This is a genomic window from Numidum massiliense (assembly GCF_001375555.1).
Lineage (GTDB): Bacteria > Bacillota > Bacilli > Thermoactinomycetales > Novibacillaceae > Numidum > Numidum massiliense.
Genome location: NZ_CTDZ01000009.1, coordinates 1,243,187 through 1,261,770 on the forward strand (window position 1 = coordinate 1,243,187; position 18,584 = coordinate 1,261,770).

An 18,584-nucleotide genomic window follows, 5' to 3' on the forward strand; every position below is an offset into this window, starting at 1 on the left:
GAAACCCATTGTACATTCACGTACAACTTTAATATATAATAAAATCTACCCGTAACAGTTGTAAAAGTAAAACAGAGAGTAGACAACGGGATTGTACACGTATGACTAATGGGAGGAAGTGAGCGTATGGAAGAAGAAATTTTATGGGAAGGGAAGCCGTTTAACTTCGGGATCCCGAGCTTTACCAAATATAAGATTACGAATGCCCGCATTATTATCGAGAAAGGGATCTTCACGAAACGGCGGGACGAAATTAGGCTGTTCCGAATTCGCGACGTATCGACGAAGCGCAACTTGTTTGAGCGGATGATCGGCATCGGTGACGTGAATATCGTGTCTACCGACGCAAGTTTGCCGAAGTACCAGTTACGTAACATTCGCGACTCGACAGACGTCGCAGATTTACTCGGGTTCCAGGCCGAACAGGCGCGACTAAAGCACCGTACATCGGTTGAAGTTTCCGAAATAAGGGGTGACGTGAGCGAGTGGTGAGCCGCCTGTCGCCATAGTATTTTAACGGGATCTTATAAAGTAGAGGCACAGGCAGAAACTTATGGTGTGAGAAGACACTTATGGTGTAGAAAATAAATAAGGCGAAGTAGAAGTAGACGAAAGGGAATCGACGCAACGTTCGTTAATACGTTCGTTCCTTTTTCGTCTTTTTTATGTTGTCCGCTGTACATTATCCGTGTATATAGTGCACGTAGCACATGTTTTACAACGTTAGTTTCAGCGTATACTTTCCCCCCACATTTCTCATAATAACGGTAAATGTTGGGAGGAATGCCGCATGAACTTACCGGACGTACTCAGCTATGCCGACATCGCCCAACTGCAGACGATCGCTACACACGCACGCATCGACGTCACTTCGAACTCGAAACACGACCTAATGCAGCGGTTACTGCGCGACATGCAACACCCGCGTTGGTGGCGCGAGCAGACGGAGGCGTTAGCTGCGGCAGAGAAACGGTTTTGGCAATTGTTGCTGCTAGATTCGCGCGATACGTTCAACGTGGAAGAACTCGTCGGGAAGGGGCGGCAAGCGCTAGCCGGGAAAGAAGGTAATCCGCGCACGCTCGTCGCCCAGGCGATGCGCGCTGGGCTCTTATTTCCGTGCGTTTCCCGTACGGATCGTTCGCTATATCGCGTACCGCGCGACGTGCAAACATATGTCGTGCGCGCGTTACGCGACGGGCTACTGAGCAGAGCCGTCCATACGGAGCAGCCCGCCGCTTACCGCGACGAGCAGCTACTGTTTGTCCATGATCTCGTCACCTTCTTAACGTACGTCGGTCAAAACGACGTGCGCCTCACAGCGGGAAGCGCCATTTACCGCCGCGATTTACAGGCGCTTCTGGCGCAAATGCACGTCAGCGAGCAACCGATTGTAAAAACGCGCTGGCGCTTTGGATTCGGACGCCGCTACCACCAGTACCCGGATCGGTTCTCACTTCTGTACGATTACGCCTACTATCGCGGCTATATTGCCGAGTTGGAACAAATGCTCGCGTTGACCGTCAGCTTGCGCGAAGGGCAGCTCGCCGTGGAGACGGAGGCAGAACGCGTATACAATTTTTGGCTGCGCCTGTACCGCAAGGCGATCCCGACATTGCCCTTAATCGTGAAATGGCTATACGTGTTGGCGCGCGAGGAGTGGGTTTTGCTAGCGAAAGTGCGGCCGCACTTTCGCGAGTGGTTGACCCCGTTTTACTATATGAGCGCGGACGACCTACTGGCGTTAGTCGTAAAAATGTTGGTACACCTTGGCGTGATCCGCCTAGGTTTCACGCAGCAGCTGACGGTTCCGGACGGTTCGTTGCCGACAACGGAAAGCTTGACGCCCACTGCTCCAGACGATGCCTTCGTACGCATGACTGACTACGGTTCAGCGTGGGTCGCGCGAAGTGCAGGCTGGGATTTGCGCGAATTGGACTCGCGCTTCACGACAGTGTAGGAACATTTTTTTTTGCACATTAGCAGGGGATTTCCGGCGCTGTGGTGAATAAATTATATCATATATCCGACTTTTCCTTTTTGGGAGGGATATGATGAATGAATGTGTGACAACGACGGAGAAGAAGGCGTTTATCAAATGGTTTTTGCACAACTACGAGTTACAAAAAAAAGAGGCCGCTTGGCTCTTATCGTATTTAGCGTCCGACGGCCAACTGTTGGCGCGCGTTCATTTCATTGACAGTTTCCGCCACCTTCCAAAAATAGTTTTAATGGCAACTAAGTGCACACAAATGACACCGTTCAAGTTTTACAAACACAAACGGGTCACGCGAGAGGTAGAAAGGGCGTTCTACGACATTCGCGCCAACCCTCACGAGGACATTTATATCGGCTTGTTCTTTAAGGACCGGGCGACATGTCCGGAATACGCTGCTGTATTGGAGGGGAATCCGATGGAGAGACAGAACGTCGTTCAAGATTCACTACTGAGCTTGCTAGCGGAAATCACGTTAGAACAGTCGCTAAAGTCGTACAGAAAAAAGAAGCTGTACGAGCAAATTGACGCAGCGCTCGCCGAGGGAGACGAAGAAGCGTTTTTGACACTGACGGAAGAGCTGAGAGCGTTACTAGCATACGAGCAGTAAATGCGTTATAATGTCCAGCGAATGCTGGACATTATAACGTGATAGGGGATTGCGATGATTTGGAATCAGTTAAAGGAAGATGAGTGGCGGAAAGCCGCGCCCTACGTCGACACGGCACTCGTGCCCGTACTCGACATTTACGGGCTGGGGAAAGAGGCGTTACCCGTGTACGGGCGACACGTTGGACGGGCCACCGAAGTGTTGGAGCGCCAGTTGACTGGGCGCGTCCTATGCATGCCGCCACTCCCGTTCACCGTCGACGACACAGCCTTTTCAGAACATGTGGCGCTCGTGCGCAAACGTTTTAACGAGGCAGGGTTTCGCTTTATCTTTTTTGTGATGGACGAGGCGACCGTAAAGGCGACAGGACAGGTCGATTGGGGCATGCTTTTGCAAGTTAGTGAGACGCCGGAATCGCAAGACGAAGCGGAGGAGGAAATTCGACAGTTGTGTGAACAAATTGTACGCGAGTGGCAAAAAGATGTATAACTTTTCCTCCGAAAGTACATCTTACAATAGCGCGATTTCCTCAGTTTTTCGCGGAAATCACTCGTTTTTCACTCCTTTTTAGGCGTAAGGGACAAGTTGTCAAGCGTATAAAGAACAGTTAACCACTTTTGTGGCGAATCCTTGACAGCGTGATACGCCTCGCCTATGATGGAAATGTCCTAGTATATGTTGATTATTTTGTCTGGAATGTATGGTGTGTACATATGTGTACATAGAGGAGGTTAGAAAAAGACGTGAGTGATGAACAACCGCAATTGCAAAACTCAGACGGCATGCAGCCGGAACGCATCTCGCGACGCAAGTTTTTGACGTACACAATTGCGAGCGTCGGCGGGTTCCTCGTCTCCGGAACTGTGTTTCCGATGGTGCGGATGGCGATCGATCCGATGCTGAAGCACGGGGAAGAATCCGATTTCGTCGAAGTATGTAAGCTCGATGATTTAAGCGAGGCACCTAAGAAATTTGGTTTCGATCGACAATTGAAGGACGCTTGGTACGACTCGGTGCAAAAGTTTGAGGCTTGGATTACGAAAGATAAGGACGGCAACATTTTGGCGCTCTCGCCGATTTGTAAGCACTTAGGTTGCACGGTCGACTGGGAGGGCGGTGGGAACAAGAACCGCTACTTCTGTCCGTGTCATTTCGGCTTCTACTACAGTAACGGGCTGAACGTGCCGAATACGCCGCCGCCGGCACCGCTCGACAAGTACGAAGTGAAGGTGAAAGGGAACAAAGTTTTCCTTGGCCCGCTGCAACCGAATAACGTCACAGAAAAACCGAAGGGTGAGTAACGATGATGCAAAAAGTTTACGCTTGGATAGACGAACGCGTCGATCTGTCGCCACTGTGGCGCGACCTCGCCGATCACGAGGTGCCAGAACACGTGAACCCTGCTCACCACTTTTCGGCCTTCGTGTACTGTTTCGGCGGTTTGACTTTTTTCGTCGTCCTGATTCAAATTTTATCGGGTATGTTCCTTGCACTCAACTATACCCCTGACATTATTAATGCCCACGCGAGTGTCAGCTTCATTCAAAACGAGTTGGCCTTCGGCGACGTCGTACGCGGTATGCACCATTGGGGCGCGAGTGTCGTCATCGTGATGCTCTTCTTGCACACGTTGCGCGTGTTCTTCCAAGGGGCGTACAAAAAACCGCGGGAATTGAACTGGGTCGTCGGCATGCTCGTCTTTTTCGTCATGCTCGGGCTCGGTTTGACCGGTTACTTACTACCGTGGGACGAAAAAGCGTACTTCGCAACGAAAGTTACCGTTGAAATTGCCGGTTCTGTACCGGTTCTCGGGCCGTACATTTCCGCCTTTTTGATGGGTGGTTCCGGTGTCGTCGGCGCCGAAACGTTGACGCGCTTTTTCGCTATCCATGTCTTCTTCCTGCCGGGCGCGCTGTTAGCACTGCTCGCTGTTCACTTTATTTTAATCCGGCGTCAAGGGATTTCCGGACCACTATAAACCGATAAGGAGGAGGGAGACAAACAATGGCACATTCGAACGGAAAACCAGAACGCATTCACTACGTCGGCGATTCGCGTATACCCGCGAAAGAAGATAGAATGTACCCGAAAGACTATACGGATTACCCAGGGAAGACGGAAGCGTTTTTTCCCGACTTCTTGTTGCGGGAGTGGATGGTCGGCGTCGTCTTTTTAGTCGGCTTTATGGCTCTTGTCTTAACAGAACCGGCACCGCTCGGGAACATTGCCGACCCGACGAATACCGGGTTTATCCCGATGCCGGACTGGTACTTCATGTTTTTGTATCAATTGCTTAAGTACGAATGGTCGTCTGGCGTGTTGACGCCGATCGGTACACTCGTCATCCCCGGGGTCGCCTTCACGGCAATGATTCTCGCCCCGTGGCTCGACCGCGGCAAAGAGCGTCGCCCGTCGAAGCGACCGGTCGCTGTCGGTTCGATGCTGATCGCGCTCGTCGCCGTCTTTTACTTGACGTGGGCGGCTGTCGACCAGCACGCGAAAAACGAATTAGCTCAAAACGGTGCCGGCGCCGGTGGTGGCGGTGGCGGCGGAGATGTAGCCATCGTCAACGAAGACAGCGAAGGGTACGAAATTTACAAAGGGCAGTCGTGTGTCGGCTGTCACGCAACTGATTTGTCGGGTGGCAATGCGCCTGCCTTGTTAGGTGTCGGTGACAGACGAACGAAAGATGAAATTATCGATATCATCGACAACGGGGTCGGGACCATGCCTGCCCAACCGATGGAGAACGATAAGGAAAAAGAAAAACTGGCCGCTTGGTTAGCTGAACAAAAAGCGGACGGCGGTGAAGAAGGCGACAAAAAGGGCGAAGAAGATAAAGAAGAGGGCGGTAAATAACGCCACCTCGCGCGTGTCGCGAACGATATTTGGACAGAATTGAGACTGACTGCGATCTACAAGCAGTCAGTCTCAATCGTTATGGCGATTTTCTGTTAACAGGGATCTTTCCCGTTTACGAATATACCATGCGGATACCGTGCAAACAGCATGCGAATACCGTGCGAAATTACAAATTGATGGTGGTCATACGGTTCGTTTGTTTATCGGTCTGTCTGATTCAATCGCGTCCCGCGGCTGTTTTTGGTAAAATAAACGGGAAATGGAGGTGTCCAAAGCTGCGACTATTAGTGGAGTCGGCACGACAGTTGTTGACGAAACGATCGGTGCTATTATCCCTCTTTATCGTTAATTTTCTTGGGTCGATTTACGGTTTTTACTGGTATAAAAACCAACTGATCTCTGTCGGCAGTTGGCTAAACATTTTCGTCCCTGACAGCCCGACCGCGAGTGCTGCTTTTACACTCGTCCTGGCGTTGTACTTACTGAAAAAACGGTCGCCACTAGCGGAAGCGTTTGCCATTGTCACTTTGTTTAAGTACGGCGTGTGGGCGATCGCGATGATCGTATGCGGCGCAGCGGAAAATGCGCGGCTGTTCGGTGGCAGTATGTTCGCTTATTTTCACTGGACTGATTGGATGCTGATGGTCTCGCACGGTGGGATGGCGCTAGAAGGCTTATTGTTTGCCCGCTTTTATACATATCGTTGGCAACATCTCGCAATCGTCGGGGCGTGGACACTGCTTAACGATTACATGGATTACATCGTCGGCTTGCATCCGTGGCTACCGGTTTCACTCGATCCGTACGTCGGGACGATCGGTTGGTACACCGCCTTACTCAGTATCATTTCTCTCGCGATCGCGGCGTATGTCGTGCATCGCTCGCAACGCCAGGGCCCGATTGAATTGTAATAACAAACAGGCAACTACTCAAGCGGATCGAGTTGCCATTTAACAACGGCAACCAGTTCGGATCGCGTTGCCATATATAACAACGGCAACGGTTCAAACGGTTAGTGTCGCAACTGATAACGGCAACGACTCTAGCGGTTCTAGCGTGCAGTAACGGCGGATCTGGAGCGGTCTAAAAAAGACCCCTTGTCCATATAGATGGATTGGGGGGGGTTTTTATGGGTACAATCGCTGTTTACGCAATTCGCTGCGCCGTGATTGCCGTTGCTGCGCCTTTTTTGGTGTTTGTTAACGGGCTTATCGACACGGAAGTGGCCTCTACACCGAAGGCTCCAGCGCAGGTGGCGTCGGCAGTGACGACGTCTTTGGAGACGGCACCATCTCTTACCGCGCGCTCACAGGCGGTAGTGAGGGCGCCGGCGACACCGGGGGATTTATCTGGGATGTCGCGGCAGGTGCTGACCTACGCTAAAAAAGGTGACTGGTTAGCCGCGCGGGCGGAACTGTGGAACTTGTCGACGGCGTTTAGCCAATACAACTGGAAAGATGCTGCCGTCTCTGTCGAAGGAATACACGCTTTAGCCGATACGCTCGTGCGGGCGCGGCAGGCACTTACAAAAGCGGCGATCGAAGCGGAAGACGTCCGGCTGCACGCCGTCCGACTGCGCTTGGCGTTCGATGCGTTGGAACGGCGCGAGCAACCGCTCTGGCACGCGTATTACGATGTACTCACACGGGATGCCGCCCATTTAAGGCGCGTGCTACCTAAAGGCCGCAAGGCAGACATTGTCGCAGCTGTCGATCGGCTTCACAGCCATTACACATTGATCGAACCGGCGCTGTACGTTGCCCGTACACCTGGAGTCGTTCAACAAGTAAACGCGCTGTTTGCGGCGACAGAGACGCACATCCGCGATACGGGCATCAACCGGGAGCCGCTCATCCAACTGGCGGACCATTGGCAGAAAATATGGCACCCTCTGTTTTACGGGACAGACGAAGAAGTCATGGCTGTGAAGGTTTGGTCCGTTTCACCGCTATATCCGGTCGCTTGGCTGCTCGCGGGCTTAATCGGTTCTGTGCTCGCTTTTGTCGCTTGGTCAAAAGCACAGCAACAGCGCGAGACAGACGGCGTGTGAGCCGCTACAGGATGACTACAGGACGCTCAGTTTCACATGCGGTCGTCGGCTTTAGTTGTTTTTTGTTCCATCTGCTTTCGTTCCTCTTCGGTAAAAGAAAACCCTTCCCCCAGTACTTCGTGCACGTTGTTGACGACGACGAACGCATATGGGTCGATGCGGTGGACGATTTCCTTCAGCCGCGTCAATTCGGTGCGGTTCACCACACAGTACAAGACGTCTCTGTCGATGCCCGTGTACCCGCCTTTCCCTTTTAGGAGAGTGGCTCCACGCCCCATTTCCCTTGTCAACGCTTCACCGATTGCCGCGTCTTTTTGCGAGATGATTAAAGCGGCACGCACGGCATACGCCCCTTCTTGGACGAAGTCGATGACGCGCGAAGCGATGAAGACGGCGATGAGCGTGTACATCGCTTTTTCACGCCCGAGAAAGTAGGCAGACGCCGAAATAACGATGAAGTCGCACACAAACATCGTGCGCCCGATCGGCCAGCGGAAGTGTTTTTGCAACACGCGGACGACAATGTCGATGCCGCCTGTCGTACCGCCGAAGCGAAAAATGATGCCGAGCCCCAATCCGATACACGCCCCTGCGTACAACGCCGCTAACAGCATGTCGTTGCCGATTGGCACGCCGATGTCTTCTAACAGCCACAAAAAAAGCGAGAAGGCGGTCGTCCCGAAGATCGTATACCCCATAGCCGCGCGGCCGAGCTCTCGCCAACCGATGACAAACAGCGGAATGTTGATCATCATCGTCACGAGTGCGGGGGACCAATTTAACGAGTATTTTAACAATAAAGTAATTCCGGTGACGCCACCTTCCGCTAAGCGGTTCGGGATGGCGAAGTAGTTGATCCCGAAGGCGAAGATGAGTGCCCCGAGTAAAATCATTACACCGTTTTTAATGTGTGGTCGGATGTCGCGCTGTCGCATATGTTATCACCTTATTTAATAGTAGTCCTTACCAATGACAGCTATATCCAATTATAGCGAGATTGCCTACGAGTGGGCAAACGATGGCGTGACGTATGTGTAACATTTCTCTCGAAGGGTTTTAGCAGGAATTTGGAGGGAGAATATAGAAAAGGAAGACCTAAATAGTACTCCTAACCACCACGAAAGGAGAGGTCTTCCTTGAAAACCATTATACCAGAAATCGCTACTATCTTGGAACAGTCTACAGATATGTTGTCGTTTTGGGAAAGCTTACGTATTCGCCTGATGGAAGTGATGGCTGATCTGTTCGGAGAATTTTTGGAGCAGCTCGATCAGATGATGACGACGCATTACAAGGAAAAATACGGTTGGAAAAGTGAGCGATTGGACAGCCGGGAGTTCACCAGTTTTTTTGGGACAGTGTCCTATAAACGCCACTTGATGTACGACCGAAACGGAAACGCACATTACCCTGTCGATGAGGCAATCGGTTTAAAACGCCGTAAAAGATACAGCCCAGACCTTATGATGCTCGGAGCAGAGTTAGCTGCAGCGCCGGGAATGACCTACCGCCTCGCCTCAGAGGTCACGCAAAAACTTGCCGGTATAACGATCAGCCATACGACGTTTCAGCGCTTAGTAAAAGAAGCAGGTGAAGCTCAAGCTGTCATGGATGCTGAAAAAAGGGATCGAATTTTTGAGGATACGGTAATTCCTAACTCTCCGTCCGTTAAGCACTTATATTGCGAAGCAGATGGCTTATACGTCAAAGGGAGAGGCAAAGGAATAGAGATCAAAAATATGCTTGCCTATACCGGGTGGGAGCAAAACGGACAGCGTGTCTCGTTAACAGATCGTCACGTCTTTTCTACCGTTGAATCGGTGGATGACTTTTGGGAAATAGGTTATGCAGCGATTCGACATCGTTGGGATCTCTCACATACACATGTGGCGACTAATGCGGATGCGGCTTCATGGATCTCTGAGGAACGCGTTCAAAATACCTTTTCTGAAGCGACATCGGTTGTCCGCCAATTGGATCCTTTTCACGTAAAGAGGAGTATTCGTCGCGGGTTGAGCCGCCAGCCAAGGCTCATTCCTCAAATTGAAAAGGCAATATCCGAAAAAAATAAGGATAGGTTTAAAGCGGTGATTGATACGGCACAGGGAAATGCAGAGACGGAGCGAGAGGAAAAGCGTATCGAGAACATGCAGAAGTATCTTGAAGGGCACTGGGAGATCCTCTGCGACTGGCGTGAGGTTAGTCCAGACGTGCCAAAAAATGCTCGTAGGATGGGATGCATGGAATCGAACCAGAGACGTCTGGCATACCGCATGAAACGTCGTGGCATGTACTGGAGTGAAGAAGGGGCTCAAGCCATCGCCAAAGTACAACAAGGCGTTACCAATGGGACGTTGAGACAGGCATTATTAACTGTCTGGCCCAACCGCCAAGTGACACAAAAACTAAAACGCCATGCGAGGCGAATAGGTAAGTCGGATCACATTGGGGTTCAAGTTGGCAGGATCCAAGTAGGTGCCGCATCAGCTTCAAGTGCTATTGGGTATTTGGATAAGGTGGTTAATCGCCGTCCTTGAAGAGTTAACTCCTCAAGGGCGGACAACAAGTGAACGTTAGGGAATGACATATTTAGGTCTTTAAATCCTTGATCCTGTAAGGTCGTCGAGTAAAGCTTGACACATACTGGCGTGACGGATTTGTTGCACGTAGGTAACGATTTAAGGTAACATAAAGTTAATTTGCGTGTGCTTCATTTAACCGATCCTCAATAAGCACGCAATCAATTCCTTACCATTTATTTGAGACTGTTTCGAGACGATTTGAGACGAGGTGTAAACGAGTGAACGACCCGTTGACGTTGCAGGCGATGCAACGCGAAGTGGACGATTATATTTCACAGTTTAAAGAAGGTTATTTCTCCCCATTGGCGATGTTGGCGCGCCTTTCGGAAGAAGTGGGGGAACTTGCGCGAGAAGTGAATGACCGTTTCGGGGAAAAACCGAAAAAAGCGGAGGAAGCTGCGGGAAGCGTCGAGATGGAGCTGGGGGACATTTTGTTCGTCCTCGCCTGTTTCGCGAACTCTTTACATATCGATTTAGAAGAGGTGTTTGGCGATGTCATGCACAAGTTCCGCACCCGCGACGCCGATCGCTGGACGAAAATTGACGAAGACTGACGAAGACGATATATGATGGAAGGATGACTGTTAAGATGGGGAAAATTCGTGTAGCAGTAGCAGGTGCTAAAGGGCGAATGGGCCGCGAAGCGGTGAAAATGATCTTAGACGATGAGGCGCTCGCCTTCGTACGTGGGATCGACCGCACCGAGAACGGCGTCGACGTCGGTGAGGCGATCGGCATTGGAACGATCGGCGTCACGTTTTCTAATGCGATAGAAGATGTGTTGTTAAAGGATAAACCTGATGTACTGATCGATCTTACCCATCCTGACGCGGGGAAGCGCCATACGCGGTTAGCCCTCGAATACGGCGTGCGGCCAGTCGTCGGGACGACGGGTTGGACGCCGCAGGAAATTGCCGATGTGGACAAGCTGAGCCGCGATAGACATATCGGTGCGGTCATCGCACCAAACTTTGCGATCGGAGCCGTGTTAATGATGAAATTTGCGCAAACAGCGGCTAAATATATGCCTCATGTTGAAATTATTGAGATGCATCACGATCAGAAACTGGACGCGCCGTCGGGGACGGCGATGAAAACGGCGGAATTGATCGCGCAAAATCGGCGAGAGCTCAAACAAGGCCACCCGAATGAAGTGGAACAGCTCGAGGGAGCGCGCGGCGGCTATTACGACGGCTTGCGCGTGCACAGTGTACGGTTACCCGGCCTAGTCGCGCACCAACAAGTGTTGTTCGGGGGACCGGGTCAAACGCTGACGCTGCGTCACGATTCGCTTGATCGGCAGTCGTTCATGCCTGGCGTTAACTTAGCCGTTAAAAAAGTGATGCAGCTGGGTCACCTCGTTTACGGGTTGGAGCACTTGCTCGACGATTGAGGGCGATTCAATCGTTTTTTCGTCCAAGGCTTCCATTTATGGGGCTATAGTTAGAATGGTTTTATTGGTGTTTTACTTGTCGCTTTGTTTTAAGGAAGGTGGAGGTTAGACATGAATATCGCGTTTATCGCCCACGACCGCAAAAAAGAGGCGATCGTTAACTTAGCCGTCGCCTATCGCGAGTTGTTGCGTGGCCATACGTTGTACGCGACGGGGACGACGGGGAAGCGGATCGCGGAAGCGACGTCACTTCCGGTGCACCGCTTCCGCTCGGGGCCGCTCGGCGGCGATCAACAAATCGGTGCGCTCGTGGCAGAAAACGCGCTCGACTGCGTCATTTTTTTACGCGATCCACTCACGGCGCAACCACATGAACCGGACATTATTGCCTTGTTGCGCCTGTGCGACGTGTACGACATCCCGCTGGCCACGAATATCGCTACGGCAGAACTGTTAATCCGCGCGGTGGCAGAAGGCGAACTGGCGTGGCGGGAAACGGTGCGCGGCAGCAGTGCAGGAAAGGCGGTGTGGTCCAATGACTAAAACTGACGGTATTCACGTATTGGCGATCGGCGCTCACGCTGACGACGTCGAACTCGGGATGGGCGCGACGTTAGCCAAACACGCAGCAGCGGGACAACGCGCGGTTATTTGTGATTTAACCGAGGCTGAGTTATCTTCGAACGGCACGGTAGAGGGACGGCGCGAGGAAGCGGAAGCCGCTGCACGCATACTGGGCGTCTCGCGCGTGAACTTACAGTATCCAGATCGCGGTTTCGGGGTGAGCGACGCGTTTATTCGCCCGCTCGTCGCGCTCATCCGCAAACTCAAGCCACGAGTCGTTTGCGCGCCGTATTGGGAGGATCGCCATCCGGATCACGTGACGTGTTCAAGCCTAGTGACCGAAGCGGTTTTTAATGCGAAGATTCGCAAGTACGATGCGGAGGGTTTGCCGGCGCATACCGTTTCGCACCTTTACTATTACTATATAAACGGCGTCGGCGAAGCGTCATTCGTCGTCCCTGTCAGCGACGTGTATGAGCAAAAGGTAGAGGCACTCGTCGCGTATGCGTCTCAGTTTTCCCTGCAAAAAAATGCCGTTGCTACTCCGCTGAACGAAACGAATTACATGGGCATGATTCGCGGGCGCGATCAAATATGGGGGCAGCAAATCGGTACGGCGTACGGAGAAGGGTTCGTGACGCGCACGCCGGTTAGCCGCGCGTATTTAATCGATTAAGGTGGAGCAGTGGTGCAGCCGCCCTTTACATCGCTGGGTCCGTCGCTCTTCGTCAACGTGAAGGGCCCATTGGGGTATTTTATAGTAGAAGGAAGGTGTTTTTTTTATGTATCGGATTGGGATTACGTGTTATCCGACGCACGGCGGCTCGGGCGTCGTCGCAACCGAACTCGGCAAGTTGCTAGCGGATCGCGGGCACGAAATTCACTTTATTACGTATAACATGCCCTTTCGCTTAGGGCAGTTTCACCGCAATATTTATTACCACGAAGTTGAAGTTAACCATTATGCGTTGTTTCAATACCCGCCGTACGACCTCAGTTTAGCGAGCAAAATGGCGCAAGTGGCGAAAACGGAGTCGCTCGATTTGTTGCACGTGCACTATGCCGTGCCCCACGCGGTCTGCGCGTATTTGGCGAAACAGATGGTCGGCGAGCACTTGAAAGTCGTGACGACGTTGCACGGGACAGATATTACCGTTCTCGGATATGACCGTTCGTTGAGAGACATTATTTTATTCGGGATCGAGTCTAGCGACGCCGTCACTGCGGTGTCGGACAGTTTAATCGAAGAGACTGTGCGCATGTTCCCGGTGAAAAAACCGCTCAGACGTATTTACAATTTCGTCGACAATCGCGTCTATTACCCGCGCGACGTGCGTCACATGCGGCGCGATTATGCTAGAGACGACGAGAAAATTGTATTGCACATCTCAAATTTTCGCGCGGTAAAAAGAGTGCCAGACGTCGTCAAAACGTTTCAGCGCATCCGTGAACGCGTACCCGCCAAACTGCTACTCATCGGCGACGGGCCTGAGTGGTCGACCGTGTGTCAATTAGTCAAGCAACTCGGCTTAGAGGAACACGTACTTTGTCTAGGGAAGCAAGACGAAGTGGTAAAGATAATTTCCCTCGCCGACTTATTGTTGTTGCCTTCGGAGCGGGAAAGTTTCGGACTCGTCGCCTTGGAAGCGATGGCTTGTGGCGTGCCGACGGTCGCTTCGCGCGCCGGCGGGTTAGGGGAAGTGATTGCCCACGGTGAAACGGGCTATTTGTGCGCAGTCGGCGATACGGAGGCGATGGCGCGCCACGCAGTTGAGTTGTTGACCGATAAAGCCAAATACGAACAGTTTCGCCGGCGCGGGATCGAACGGGCCAAGACAGTTTTTTCTGCGAAAAAAATTGCTGCCGCATATGAGGAAGTGTATCGCGATGTGTTACGCGGCTGAACGGATCCAGCAGTTATTGCAAATGCCGCGGGTAGTCGTCGCTAAAGGCGTGATGGCGCAGTTAGAACGCGCGGGATTTCAAGCGTACCTCGTCGGTGGCGCGGTACGCGACGCCTTGCTCGGGCGGGCAATCGGCGACATCGATCTAGCGACGTCGGCGACCCCAGACGAGGTGCAAGCGTTGTTTCCGCACGCCGTGCCGACTGGACTCGCTCACGGGACAGTGACAGTCGTCGCCCGAGGCGAACCTTTCGAAGTGACGACCTTTCGCCAAGAAGGCCCGTACGTCGATAAGCGGCACCCCGCTTACGTCCATTATGTGCGCGACATCACGGACGACCTCGCGCGGCGCGATTTCACGATTAATGCGCTCGCCTGCGACAGCCGTGGCCACTTGGTCGACCCGTTTGGCGGGTTGGCCGATTTACAGGCAGGCATCGTCCGCGCTGTCGGTCAGCCGCGCGACCGCTTTCGCGAAGATGCGCTGCGCCTGTTGCGCGCCTTGCGCTTCGCCGCACAATTGGATTTCACTATTGACAGAGAGACAGTAGCAGCGATGCGAGACGAAGCCGCTAGTCTCGGCGCGCTCGCCGCGGAACGCGTCCGCACAGAACTGCACAAATTACTCGCTGCACCGCAACCGGGCAGGGTGCTCCAATTGTTGTGGACAGAGGAGCTCCTACCCCACATTGCGCCGCTCACTGATTCGCTAGAAGGTGTTGTCCCTGATGCCGATGCGCGCCTAGGAGCAAATGGCAGCGGTACAGGTAACGGCACAAGGGCATTCTCTTCTGTCAACTGGAGACCCTCTAGCGACCAGTTAGCGCAAATTGAAAACGAATTAGATGTGGCGTTACGCTGGATATTATTTCTGCGGTTGTGCGGGGCGACTGCTGGGCAGGCGCGGTCACTCGCACGCGCCTTGCGCATGTCGCGGCAACAAATGGACGAACTGGCGTACATATGGCAGGCAGCAGACAGCTGGCAGCGTACGCTGTTATCGCCGCGAGAGGCGCGTGCAGCTGCATTCGCGCACGGGTTGGCGCCAGCCCTCCGCATCGTCCGCCTCGCGCACTATTTTGGGCAGGTGACGGCAGTTGAACGACAGTTGCTCGAGCGGCAACTGTGTCACGCCGACTGGGAACTCGCTGTCGAACAGGTGACTCAGCTGGCGTTAGACAGTGCGGCGATGATCCGACTCGCCGGGCGCCGCCCTGGCCCGTGGCTCGGCCGGGTGCGGCAGGCACTGCTCGAGAAGGTCGTCGCCGGAGAAGTTGTCAATGACGCGCATCGTTTAGAAAGGGAGTGGCGCTTACATGGACCTGACGCTCCGTGAAGCCGTCTTACGTTATTTTACACAGTCGAACGCGTACGTTTCTGGGGAGCGCCTCAGCGAGGCGCTCGGCTGTACGCGGACAGCCGTTTGGAAGCAAATCGAGGAGTTGCGCGCACTCGGTTACGTTTTTGACGCTAAGCCGCGCAAAGGATACCGCTTAGTGTCTCGTCCCGACGTCGTGCTCGCCGAAGAAATTAAGTGTTTTAACGAGGCCGCGCATATCGGGCAGGAGGTGCGCTACGTGGATACGACTCCTTCGACACAACAGATCGCCCACAAATGGGCGCGTGAAGGGGCTGCGCACGGTGCGCTCGTCGTTGCCGACGAACAGACAGCGGGCAAAGGGCGGATGGGACGGTTTTGGCATTCGCCGCCGGGCAGCGGCATTTGGATGAGTTTCATTTTGCGGCCGGCGATCCCGCTCGTTTATACGCCACACTTGACGATCTTAGTCGCTGTCGCAGTGACGCGAGCGCTGCGTCGCGCCGCCTCTGTTGACGCCCTCATTAAGTGGCCGAACGATTTGTTCATCGCTGGCCGAAAAGTGTGCGGCGTCTTAACCGAAGTGCGTGCAGAAGCGGATCGGATTCATTACGTCGTCGCCGGCGTCGGCATTAACGTACATACGACGAAGGAAGATTGGCCGCCGGAGTTGCGCCCGATCGCGACATCACTCACGCAGGAAATCGCGCATGTGGAGGGACAGTCTATTACCGGCGGAGCCGTAGAAGACGGCGATTACGGCGAAGAAAAGCCGCACCTGTCCCGTGCGCGCATTATTGCCGCTTGTTGCGAGGAACTCGAACAACTGCTCAACATGTATGAGAAAAATGGTTTTTCTCCGATCCGCTCCCTTTGGGAGAGTTACGCCTTCATGCTAGGACAAACGGTGACTGTGCGCGCGTCCGATGGAACGAAGCGGGGAAAGGCACTCGGGTTGGACGAGAGTGGCGCCTTGCTTTTGCAGACGTCGCAGGGCGTCGAGCCGATTTTTTCGGCAGACGTCTTAGTATAGCGGGTCAAAAAAGTTACACAACGTCTGCTCCTACTGTGCTATACTGAGGGCGAAGGAACGGCTGTATCCGCAAGGAACGGCACGCATCCCTTTTTTGCATTTACGAACTTAAACAGATGCACGTCTGCACTCGTGCAAAAGACGTTAAACGGTTAGCTGCTCTTATCCGCATGGAAAGAGACGGTTGTTGTACCGCATGCAAAAAAATGGGATTAAGACGAGTCGGACCTTCCGTATGCCTTTTTGGCTGGAAGGTTTTTTTAGTACAGTCGCTTCTGAAACGCTAAAAACGTAAAGGAGTGGCAAACGATGCAACGAGTGACAGTAGGGCGCTTACAAAAAATGAAGCGCGAAGGAAAACCGATCGCGATGGTGACGGCGTATGACTTTCCGACAGCCCAGCTCGCAGAAAAAAGCGGTGTCGACGTCGTCCTCGTCGGCGATTCGCTCGGCATGGTCGTACTCGGTTACGAGTCGACCGTTCCGGTGACAATCGCGGACATGGTACACCATACGCGGGCGGTGCGGCGCGGGTTGGCGCGTCCGCTCTTAGTTGCCGACTTACCGTTTCTAACGTACCACCAAGGAGAGCAGGCGGCACTTACTGCAGCCGGGCGCTTAATGCAAGAAGGAGGGGCGACGGCAGTAAAAATGGAAGGCGGCCGCGAGCTCGCCCCGACCGTTGCCGCATGTGTCGCAGCAGGCATTCCGGTGATGGGACACATCGGTCTTTTGCCGCAAGCGGTTCATCAGACCGGTTACCGCATTCGCGGGAAATCGGTTCACGAAGTGGAGCAGTTGCAACAGGATGCCGAGGCGCTCGCCGCGGCAGGCGCGTTTGCGCTCGTCCTCGAATGCGTCACCGAGGAAGTGGCGCGCGCCGTGTCCGAAGCAGTGGCGATCCCGACGATCGGCATCGGCTCTGGCCGTTACTGTGACGGACAAGTGCTCGTATTTCACGACCTCGTCCGCTTCAGTGCCGGCGATTTTCTCCCGTCTTTCGCCAAAACGTATGCCGATGTCGGTACGGCGGTGCGCGAAGGGCTCACCCAGTACGTCAAAGACGTGAAAAGCAAGCGATTTCCCGACAGCGAGCATACGTTTCGCGCATCGGATGAACTCGTGCAACAGTTGTACGGCGGTGAACGCGTGTGAGTATGAGGACTCAGCCTCGTCAACAGAGCGAGCCGTTTAACGAAAGCCCACCACGTAACCGACGGATGCAAGTGGTGTCGACGATTGCCGCCTTGCGCGACGCGTTACGACAGATCCGACAGCAGCGAAACCATCATGTGACAGTCGGTTTCGTGCCGACGATGGGATATTTGCACGAGGGGCACATCAGTTTGTTTCAGGAGGCGCGGCGTAGGTGTCATGTCGTCGTCGCTTCTGTCTTCGTCAATCCGCTACAGTTCGGCCCGTGCGAAGACTTTGCCACCTACCCGCGGGACTGTGAACGGGATCGGGCCCTGGCGGAGCGAGGGGGCGTCGACCTACTGTTTACACCGGCAGTTGAGGAGATATATCCGCAGGTGCCGCTGAAGCGACAGACCCCATCGCCGCGATCGAGTTCGACCCAATCGTCGCAACGGCTACTGCTGACGACTGTCTCCGTCGCGCAAGTAGGCGACGGGTTGTGCGGGGCGTCACGGCCCGGACACTTTGACGGCGTAACGACCGTCGTGGCGAAACTGTTTAACATCGTGCAGCCGGACAAAGCGTTTTTTGGGTTAAAAGATGTGCAACAAGTGGCGGTCATTACGCAGATGGTGACAGATTTGAACATGCCCGTCGACATCGTCGCCTGTCCGACGTTGCGCGAGACAGACGGTTTGGCGATTAGTTCGCGCAACGTTTATCTTACTTCGCCAGAACGGCGCCAAGCGCCTATTTTGTACCGTACACTTCGTGAGGCGGCACGCCGCGTACGCGAAGGGCAGTGGCGGACGGCTGCGGAAGTGACCGAATGGGTACGCACGACGCTTGCCACCGCACCGCTCGCGCGAGTCGACTACGTCGAGCTGCGTACCTTTCCCGAGTTACGGCCGGTCGACCTTCTCGCATATAGCAGCGATTGCTCCGACGACTTTGCGCGGCGTGAATCGGACGGGGTAGATGAACCGGACAGGTCGATCGATTCGGACGAGTTGGGCAAGTTGTGCGAATCGTACGTGCTCGCCGTTGCCGTTTACTTTGGACGCACGCGTCTAATCGACAACGTCGTGATCGACGGTGAGGGGGCGCTGCCGTGAAACAGCGGTTAGCGAGGCAAGAC

At 53.7% G+C, this 18,584-nt stretch carries 20 protein-coding genes; 19 read left to right on the top strand and 1 reads right to left on the bottom strand.

Translation table 11 applies throughout. The features are described from left to right. Positions 1 to 126: 126 nt before the first annotated feature. The 9 genes from BN1247_RS06365 to BN1247_RS06405 all read left to right on the top strand — a co-directional run bounded on the left by BN1247_RS06365 (position 127) and on the right by BN1247_RS06405 (position 7,515). Positions 127 to 492, top strand: a complete 366-nt coding sequence (locus tag BN1247_RS06365) for a PH domain-containing protein (protein WP_054949633.1) — start codon at positions 127 to 129, stop codon at positions 490 to 492. A 298-nt stretch (positions 493 to 790) separates the two neighbouring features. Beyond that, positions 791 to 1,957 (top strand): hypothetical protein, encoded by a 1,167-nt coding sequence (locus BN1247_RS06370; protein WP_054949634.1) that lies wholly within the window; start codon positions 791 to 793, stop codon positions 1,955 to 1,957. Positions 1,958 to 2,051: 94 nt separating this feature from the next. Further along, positions 2,052 to 2,603, top strand: a complete 552-nt coding sequence (locus BN1247_RS06375) for a ReoY family proteolytic degradation factor (protein WP_054949635.1) — start codon at positions 2,052 to 2,054, stop codon at positions 2,601 to 2,603. Positions 2,604 to 2,657: 54 nt separating this feature from the next. After that, positions 2,658 to 3,092: a DUF2487 family protein gene (locus tag BN1247_RS06380; RefSeq protein WP_054949636.1), complete on the top strand. Its 435-nt coding sequence runs from the start codon at positions 2,658 to 2,660 to the stop codon at positions 3,090 to 3,092. Positions 3,093 to 3,385: 293 nt separating this feature from the next. Beyond that, a complete protein-coding gene (locus tag BN1247_RS06385; protein ID WP_054951532.1) occupies positions 3,386 to 3,904 on the top strand; it encodes a Rieske (2Fe-2S) protein in 519 nt (172 codons plus the stop codon). A gap of 2 nt (positions 3,905 to 3,906) precedes the next feature. Continuing rightward, a complete protein-coding gene (gene qcrB, locus BN1247_RS06390; protein WP_054949637.1) occupies positions 3,907 to 4,581 on the top strand; it encodes a menaquinol-cytochrome c reductase cytochrome b subunit in 675 nt (224 codons plus the stop codon). A 26-nt stretch (positions 4,582 to 4,607) separates the two neighbouring features. Continuing rightward, positions 4,608 to 5,462, top strand: a complete 855-nt coding sequence (locus BN1247_RS06395) for a menaquinol-cytochrome c reductase cytochrome b/c subunit (protein WP_054949638.1) — start codon at positions 4,608 to 4,610, stop codon at positions 5,460 to 5,462. 290 nt (positions 5,463 to 5,752) lie between these two features. After that, positions 5,753 to 6,376, top strand: coding sequence for a DUF1405 domain-containing protein (locus tag BN1247_RS06400; protein WP_231633174.1), 624 nt, complete (start codon positions 5,753 to 5,755; stop codon positions 6,374 to 6,376). Between the two features lie 218 nt (positions 6,377 to 6,594). Then, positions 6,595 to 7,515 (top strand): sporulation protein YpjB, encoded by a 921-nt coding sequence (locus tag BN1247_RS06405; RefSeq protein ID WP_054949639.1) that lies wholly within the window; start codon positions 6,595 to 6,597, stop codon positions 7,513 to 7,515. 32 nt (positions 7,516 to 7,547) lie between these two features. Here BN1247_RS06405 and BN1247_RS06410 read toward each other — a convergent pair whose 3' ends face one another. Further along, entirely contained in the window at positions 7,548 to 8,450 is a 903-nt protein-coding gene (locus tag BN1247_RS06410; protein WP_054949640.1) for a YitT family protein, read from the bottom strand. A gap of 252 nt (positions 8,451 to 8,702) precedes the next feature. Between BN1247_RS06410 and BN1247_RS06415 the strand changes: the two genes are divergently transcribed. From BN1247_RS06415 to panC, 10 genes are all read left to right on the top strand, one after another. Further along, positions 8,703 to 10,052: an ISLre2 family transposase gene (locus BN1247_RS06415; RefSeq protein ID WP_187119684.1), complete on the top strand. Its 1,350-nt coding sequence runs from the start codon at positions 8,703 to 8,705 to the stop codon at positions 10,050 to 10,052. Positions 10,053 to 10,342: 290 nt separating this feature from the next. Then, positions 10,343 to 10,651 (top strand): nucleotide pyrophosphohydrolase, encoded by a 309-nt coding sequence (locus tag BN1247_RS06420; RefSeq protein WP_054951534.1) that lies wholly within the window; start codon positions 10,343 to 10,345, stop codon positions 10,649 to 10,651. A gap of 35 nt (positions 10,652 to 10,686) precedes the next feature. Next, positions 10,687 to 11,490 carry a 4-hydroxy-tetrahydrodipicolinate reductase gene (dapB, locus tag BN1247_RS06425; RefSeq protein WP_054949641.1) on the top strand — a complete coding sequence of 268 codons (804 nt, stop codon included), beginning with the start codon at positions 10,687 to 10,689 and terminating at the stop codon, positions 11,488 to 11,490. 111 nt (positions 11,491 to 11,601) lie between these two features. After that, positions 11,602 to 12,033, top strand: coding sequence for a methylglyoxal synthase (mgsA, locus tag BN1247_RS06430; RefSeq protein WP_054949642.1), 432 nt, complete (start codon positions 11,602 to 11,604; stop codon positions 12,031 to 12,033). Continuing rightward, the gene (gene bshB1 / locus BN1247_RS06435; protein WP_054949643.1) at positions 12,026 to 12,730 is read left to right on the top strand and encodes a bacillithiol biosynthesis deacetylase BshB1; all 705 of its coding nucleotides are present in this window, start codon (positions 12,026 to 12,028) and stop codon (positions 12,728 to 12,730) included. Before mgsA ends, bshB1 begins: the two co-directional genes overlap by 8 nt. A 106-nt stretch (positions 12,731 to 12,836) precedes the next feature. Continuing rightward, positions 12,837 to 13,958 carry an N-acetyl-alpha-D-glucosaminyl L-malate synthase BshA gene (bshA, locus tag BN1247_RS06440; protein WP_054949644.1) on the top strand — a complete coding sequence of 374 codons (1,122 nt, stop codon included), beginning with the start codon at positions 12,837 to 12,839 and terminating at the stop codon, positions 13,956 to 13,958. Next, the gene (locus BN1247_RS06445; protein ID WP_054949645.1) at positions 13,942 to 15,294 is read left to right on the top strand and encodes a CCA tRNA nucleotidyltransferase; all 1,353 of its coding nucleotides are present in this window, start codon (positions 13,942 to 13,944) and stop codon (positions 15,292 to 15,294) included. Before bshA ends, BN1247_RS06445 begins: the two co-directional genes overlap by 17 nt. Continuing rightward, positions 15,275 to 16,309 carry a biotin--[acetyl-CoA-carboxylase] ligase gene (locus BN1247_RS06450; RefSeq protein WP_054949646.1) on the top strand — a complete coding sequence of 345 codons (1,035 nt, stop codon included), beginning with the start codon at positions 15,275 to 15,277 and terminating at the stop codon, positions 16,307 to 16,309. The genes BN1247_RS06445 and BN1247_RS06450 overlap by 20 nt, the downstream gene beginning before the upstream one ends. A 309-nt stretch (positions 16,310 to 16,618) precedes the next feature. Further along, entirely contained in the window at positions 16,619 to 17,464 is an 846-nt protein-coding gene (gene panB / locus BN1247_RS06455; RefSeq protein ID WP_054949647.1) for a 3-methyl-2-oxobutanoate hydroxymethyltransferase, read from the top strand. A 65-nt stretch (positions 17,465 to 17,529) separates the two neighbouring features. Next, a complete protein-coding gene (panC, locus tag BN1247_RS06460; RefSeq protein ID WP_054949648.1) occupies positions 17,530 to 18,561 on the top strand; it encodes a pantoate--beta-alanine ligase in 1,032 nt (343 codons plus the stop codon). Positions 18,562 to 18,584: the final 23 nt, after the last annotated feature.

Bases quoted from the DNA above. Each gene is read 5' to 3' on its own strand.
- BN1247_RS06365 (WP_054949633.1), top strand. From the start codon at position 127: ATGGAAGAAGAAATTTTATGGGAAGGGAAGCCGTTTAACTTCGGGATC.
- BN1247_RS06370 (WP_054949634.1), top strand. From the start codon at position 791: ATGAACTTACCGGACGTACTCAGCTATGCCGACATCGCCCAACTGCAG.
- BN1247_RS06375 (WP_054949635.1), top strand. From the start codon at position 2,052: ATGAATGAATGTGTGACAACGACGGAGAAGAAGGCGTTTATCAAATGG.
- BN1247_RS06380 (WP_054949636.1), top strand. From the start codon at position 2,658: ATGATTTGGAATCAGTTAAAGGAAGATGAGTGGCGGAAAGCCGCGCCC.
- BN1247_RS06385 (WP_054951532.1), top strand. From the start codon at position 3,386: ATGCAGCCGGAACGCATCTCGCGACGCAAGTTTTTGACGTACACAATT.
- qcrB (WP_054949637.1), top strand. From the start codon at position 3,907: ATGATGCAAAAAGTTTACGCTTGGATAGACGAACGCGTCGATCTGTCG.
- BN1247_RS06395 (WP_054949638.1), top strand. From the start codon at position 4,608: ATGGCACATTCGAACGGAAAACCAGAACGCATTCACTACGTCGGCGAT.
- BN1247_RS06405 (WP_054949639.1), top strand. From the start codon at position 6,595: ATGGGTACAATCGCTGTTTACGCAATTCGCTGCGCCGTGATTGCCGTT.
- BN1247_RS06410 (WP_054949640.1), bottom strand. From the start codon at position 8,450: ATGCGACAGCGCGACATCCGACCACACATTAAAAACGGTGTAATGATT.
- BN1247_RS06415 (WP_187119684.1), top strand. From the start codon at position 8,703: ATGTTGTCGTTTTGGGAAAGCTTACGTATTCGCCTGATGGAAGTGATG.
- BN1247_RS06420 (WP_054951534.1), top strand. From the start codon at position 10,343: ATGCAACGCGAAGTGGACGATTATATTTCACAGTTTAAAGAAGGTTAT.
- dapB (WP_054949641.1), top strand. From the start codon at position 10,687: ATGGGGAAAATTCGTGTAGCAGTAGCAGGTGCTAAAGGGCGAATGGGC.
- mgsA (WP_054949642.1), top strand. From the start codon at position 11,602: ATGAATATCGCGTTTATCGCCCACGACCGCAAAAAAGAGGCGATCGTT.
- bshB1 (WP_054949643.1), top strand. From the start codon at position 12,026: ATGACTAAAACTGACGGTATTCACGTATTGGCGATCGGCGCTCACGCT.
- bshA (WP_054949644.1), top strand. From the start codon at position 12,837: ATGTATCGGATTGGGATTACGTGTTATCCGACGCACGGCGGCTCGGGC.
- BN1247_RS06445 (WP_054949645.1), top strand. From the start codon at position 13,942: ATGTGTTACGCGGCTGAACGGATCCAGCAGTTATTGCAAATGCCGCGG.
- BN1247_RS06450 (WP_054949646.1), top strand. From the start codon at position 15,275: ATGGACCTGACGCTCCGTGAAGCCGTCTTACGTTATTTTACACAGTCG.
- panB (WP_054949647.1), top strand. From the start codon at position 16,619: ATGCAACGAGTGACAGTAGGGCGCTTACAAAAAATGAAGCGCGAAGGA.
- panC (WP_054949648.1), top strand. From the start codon at position 17,530: ATGCAAGTGGTGTCGACGATTGCCGCCTTGCGCGACGCGTTACGACAG.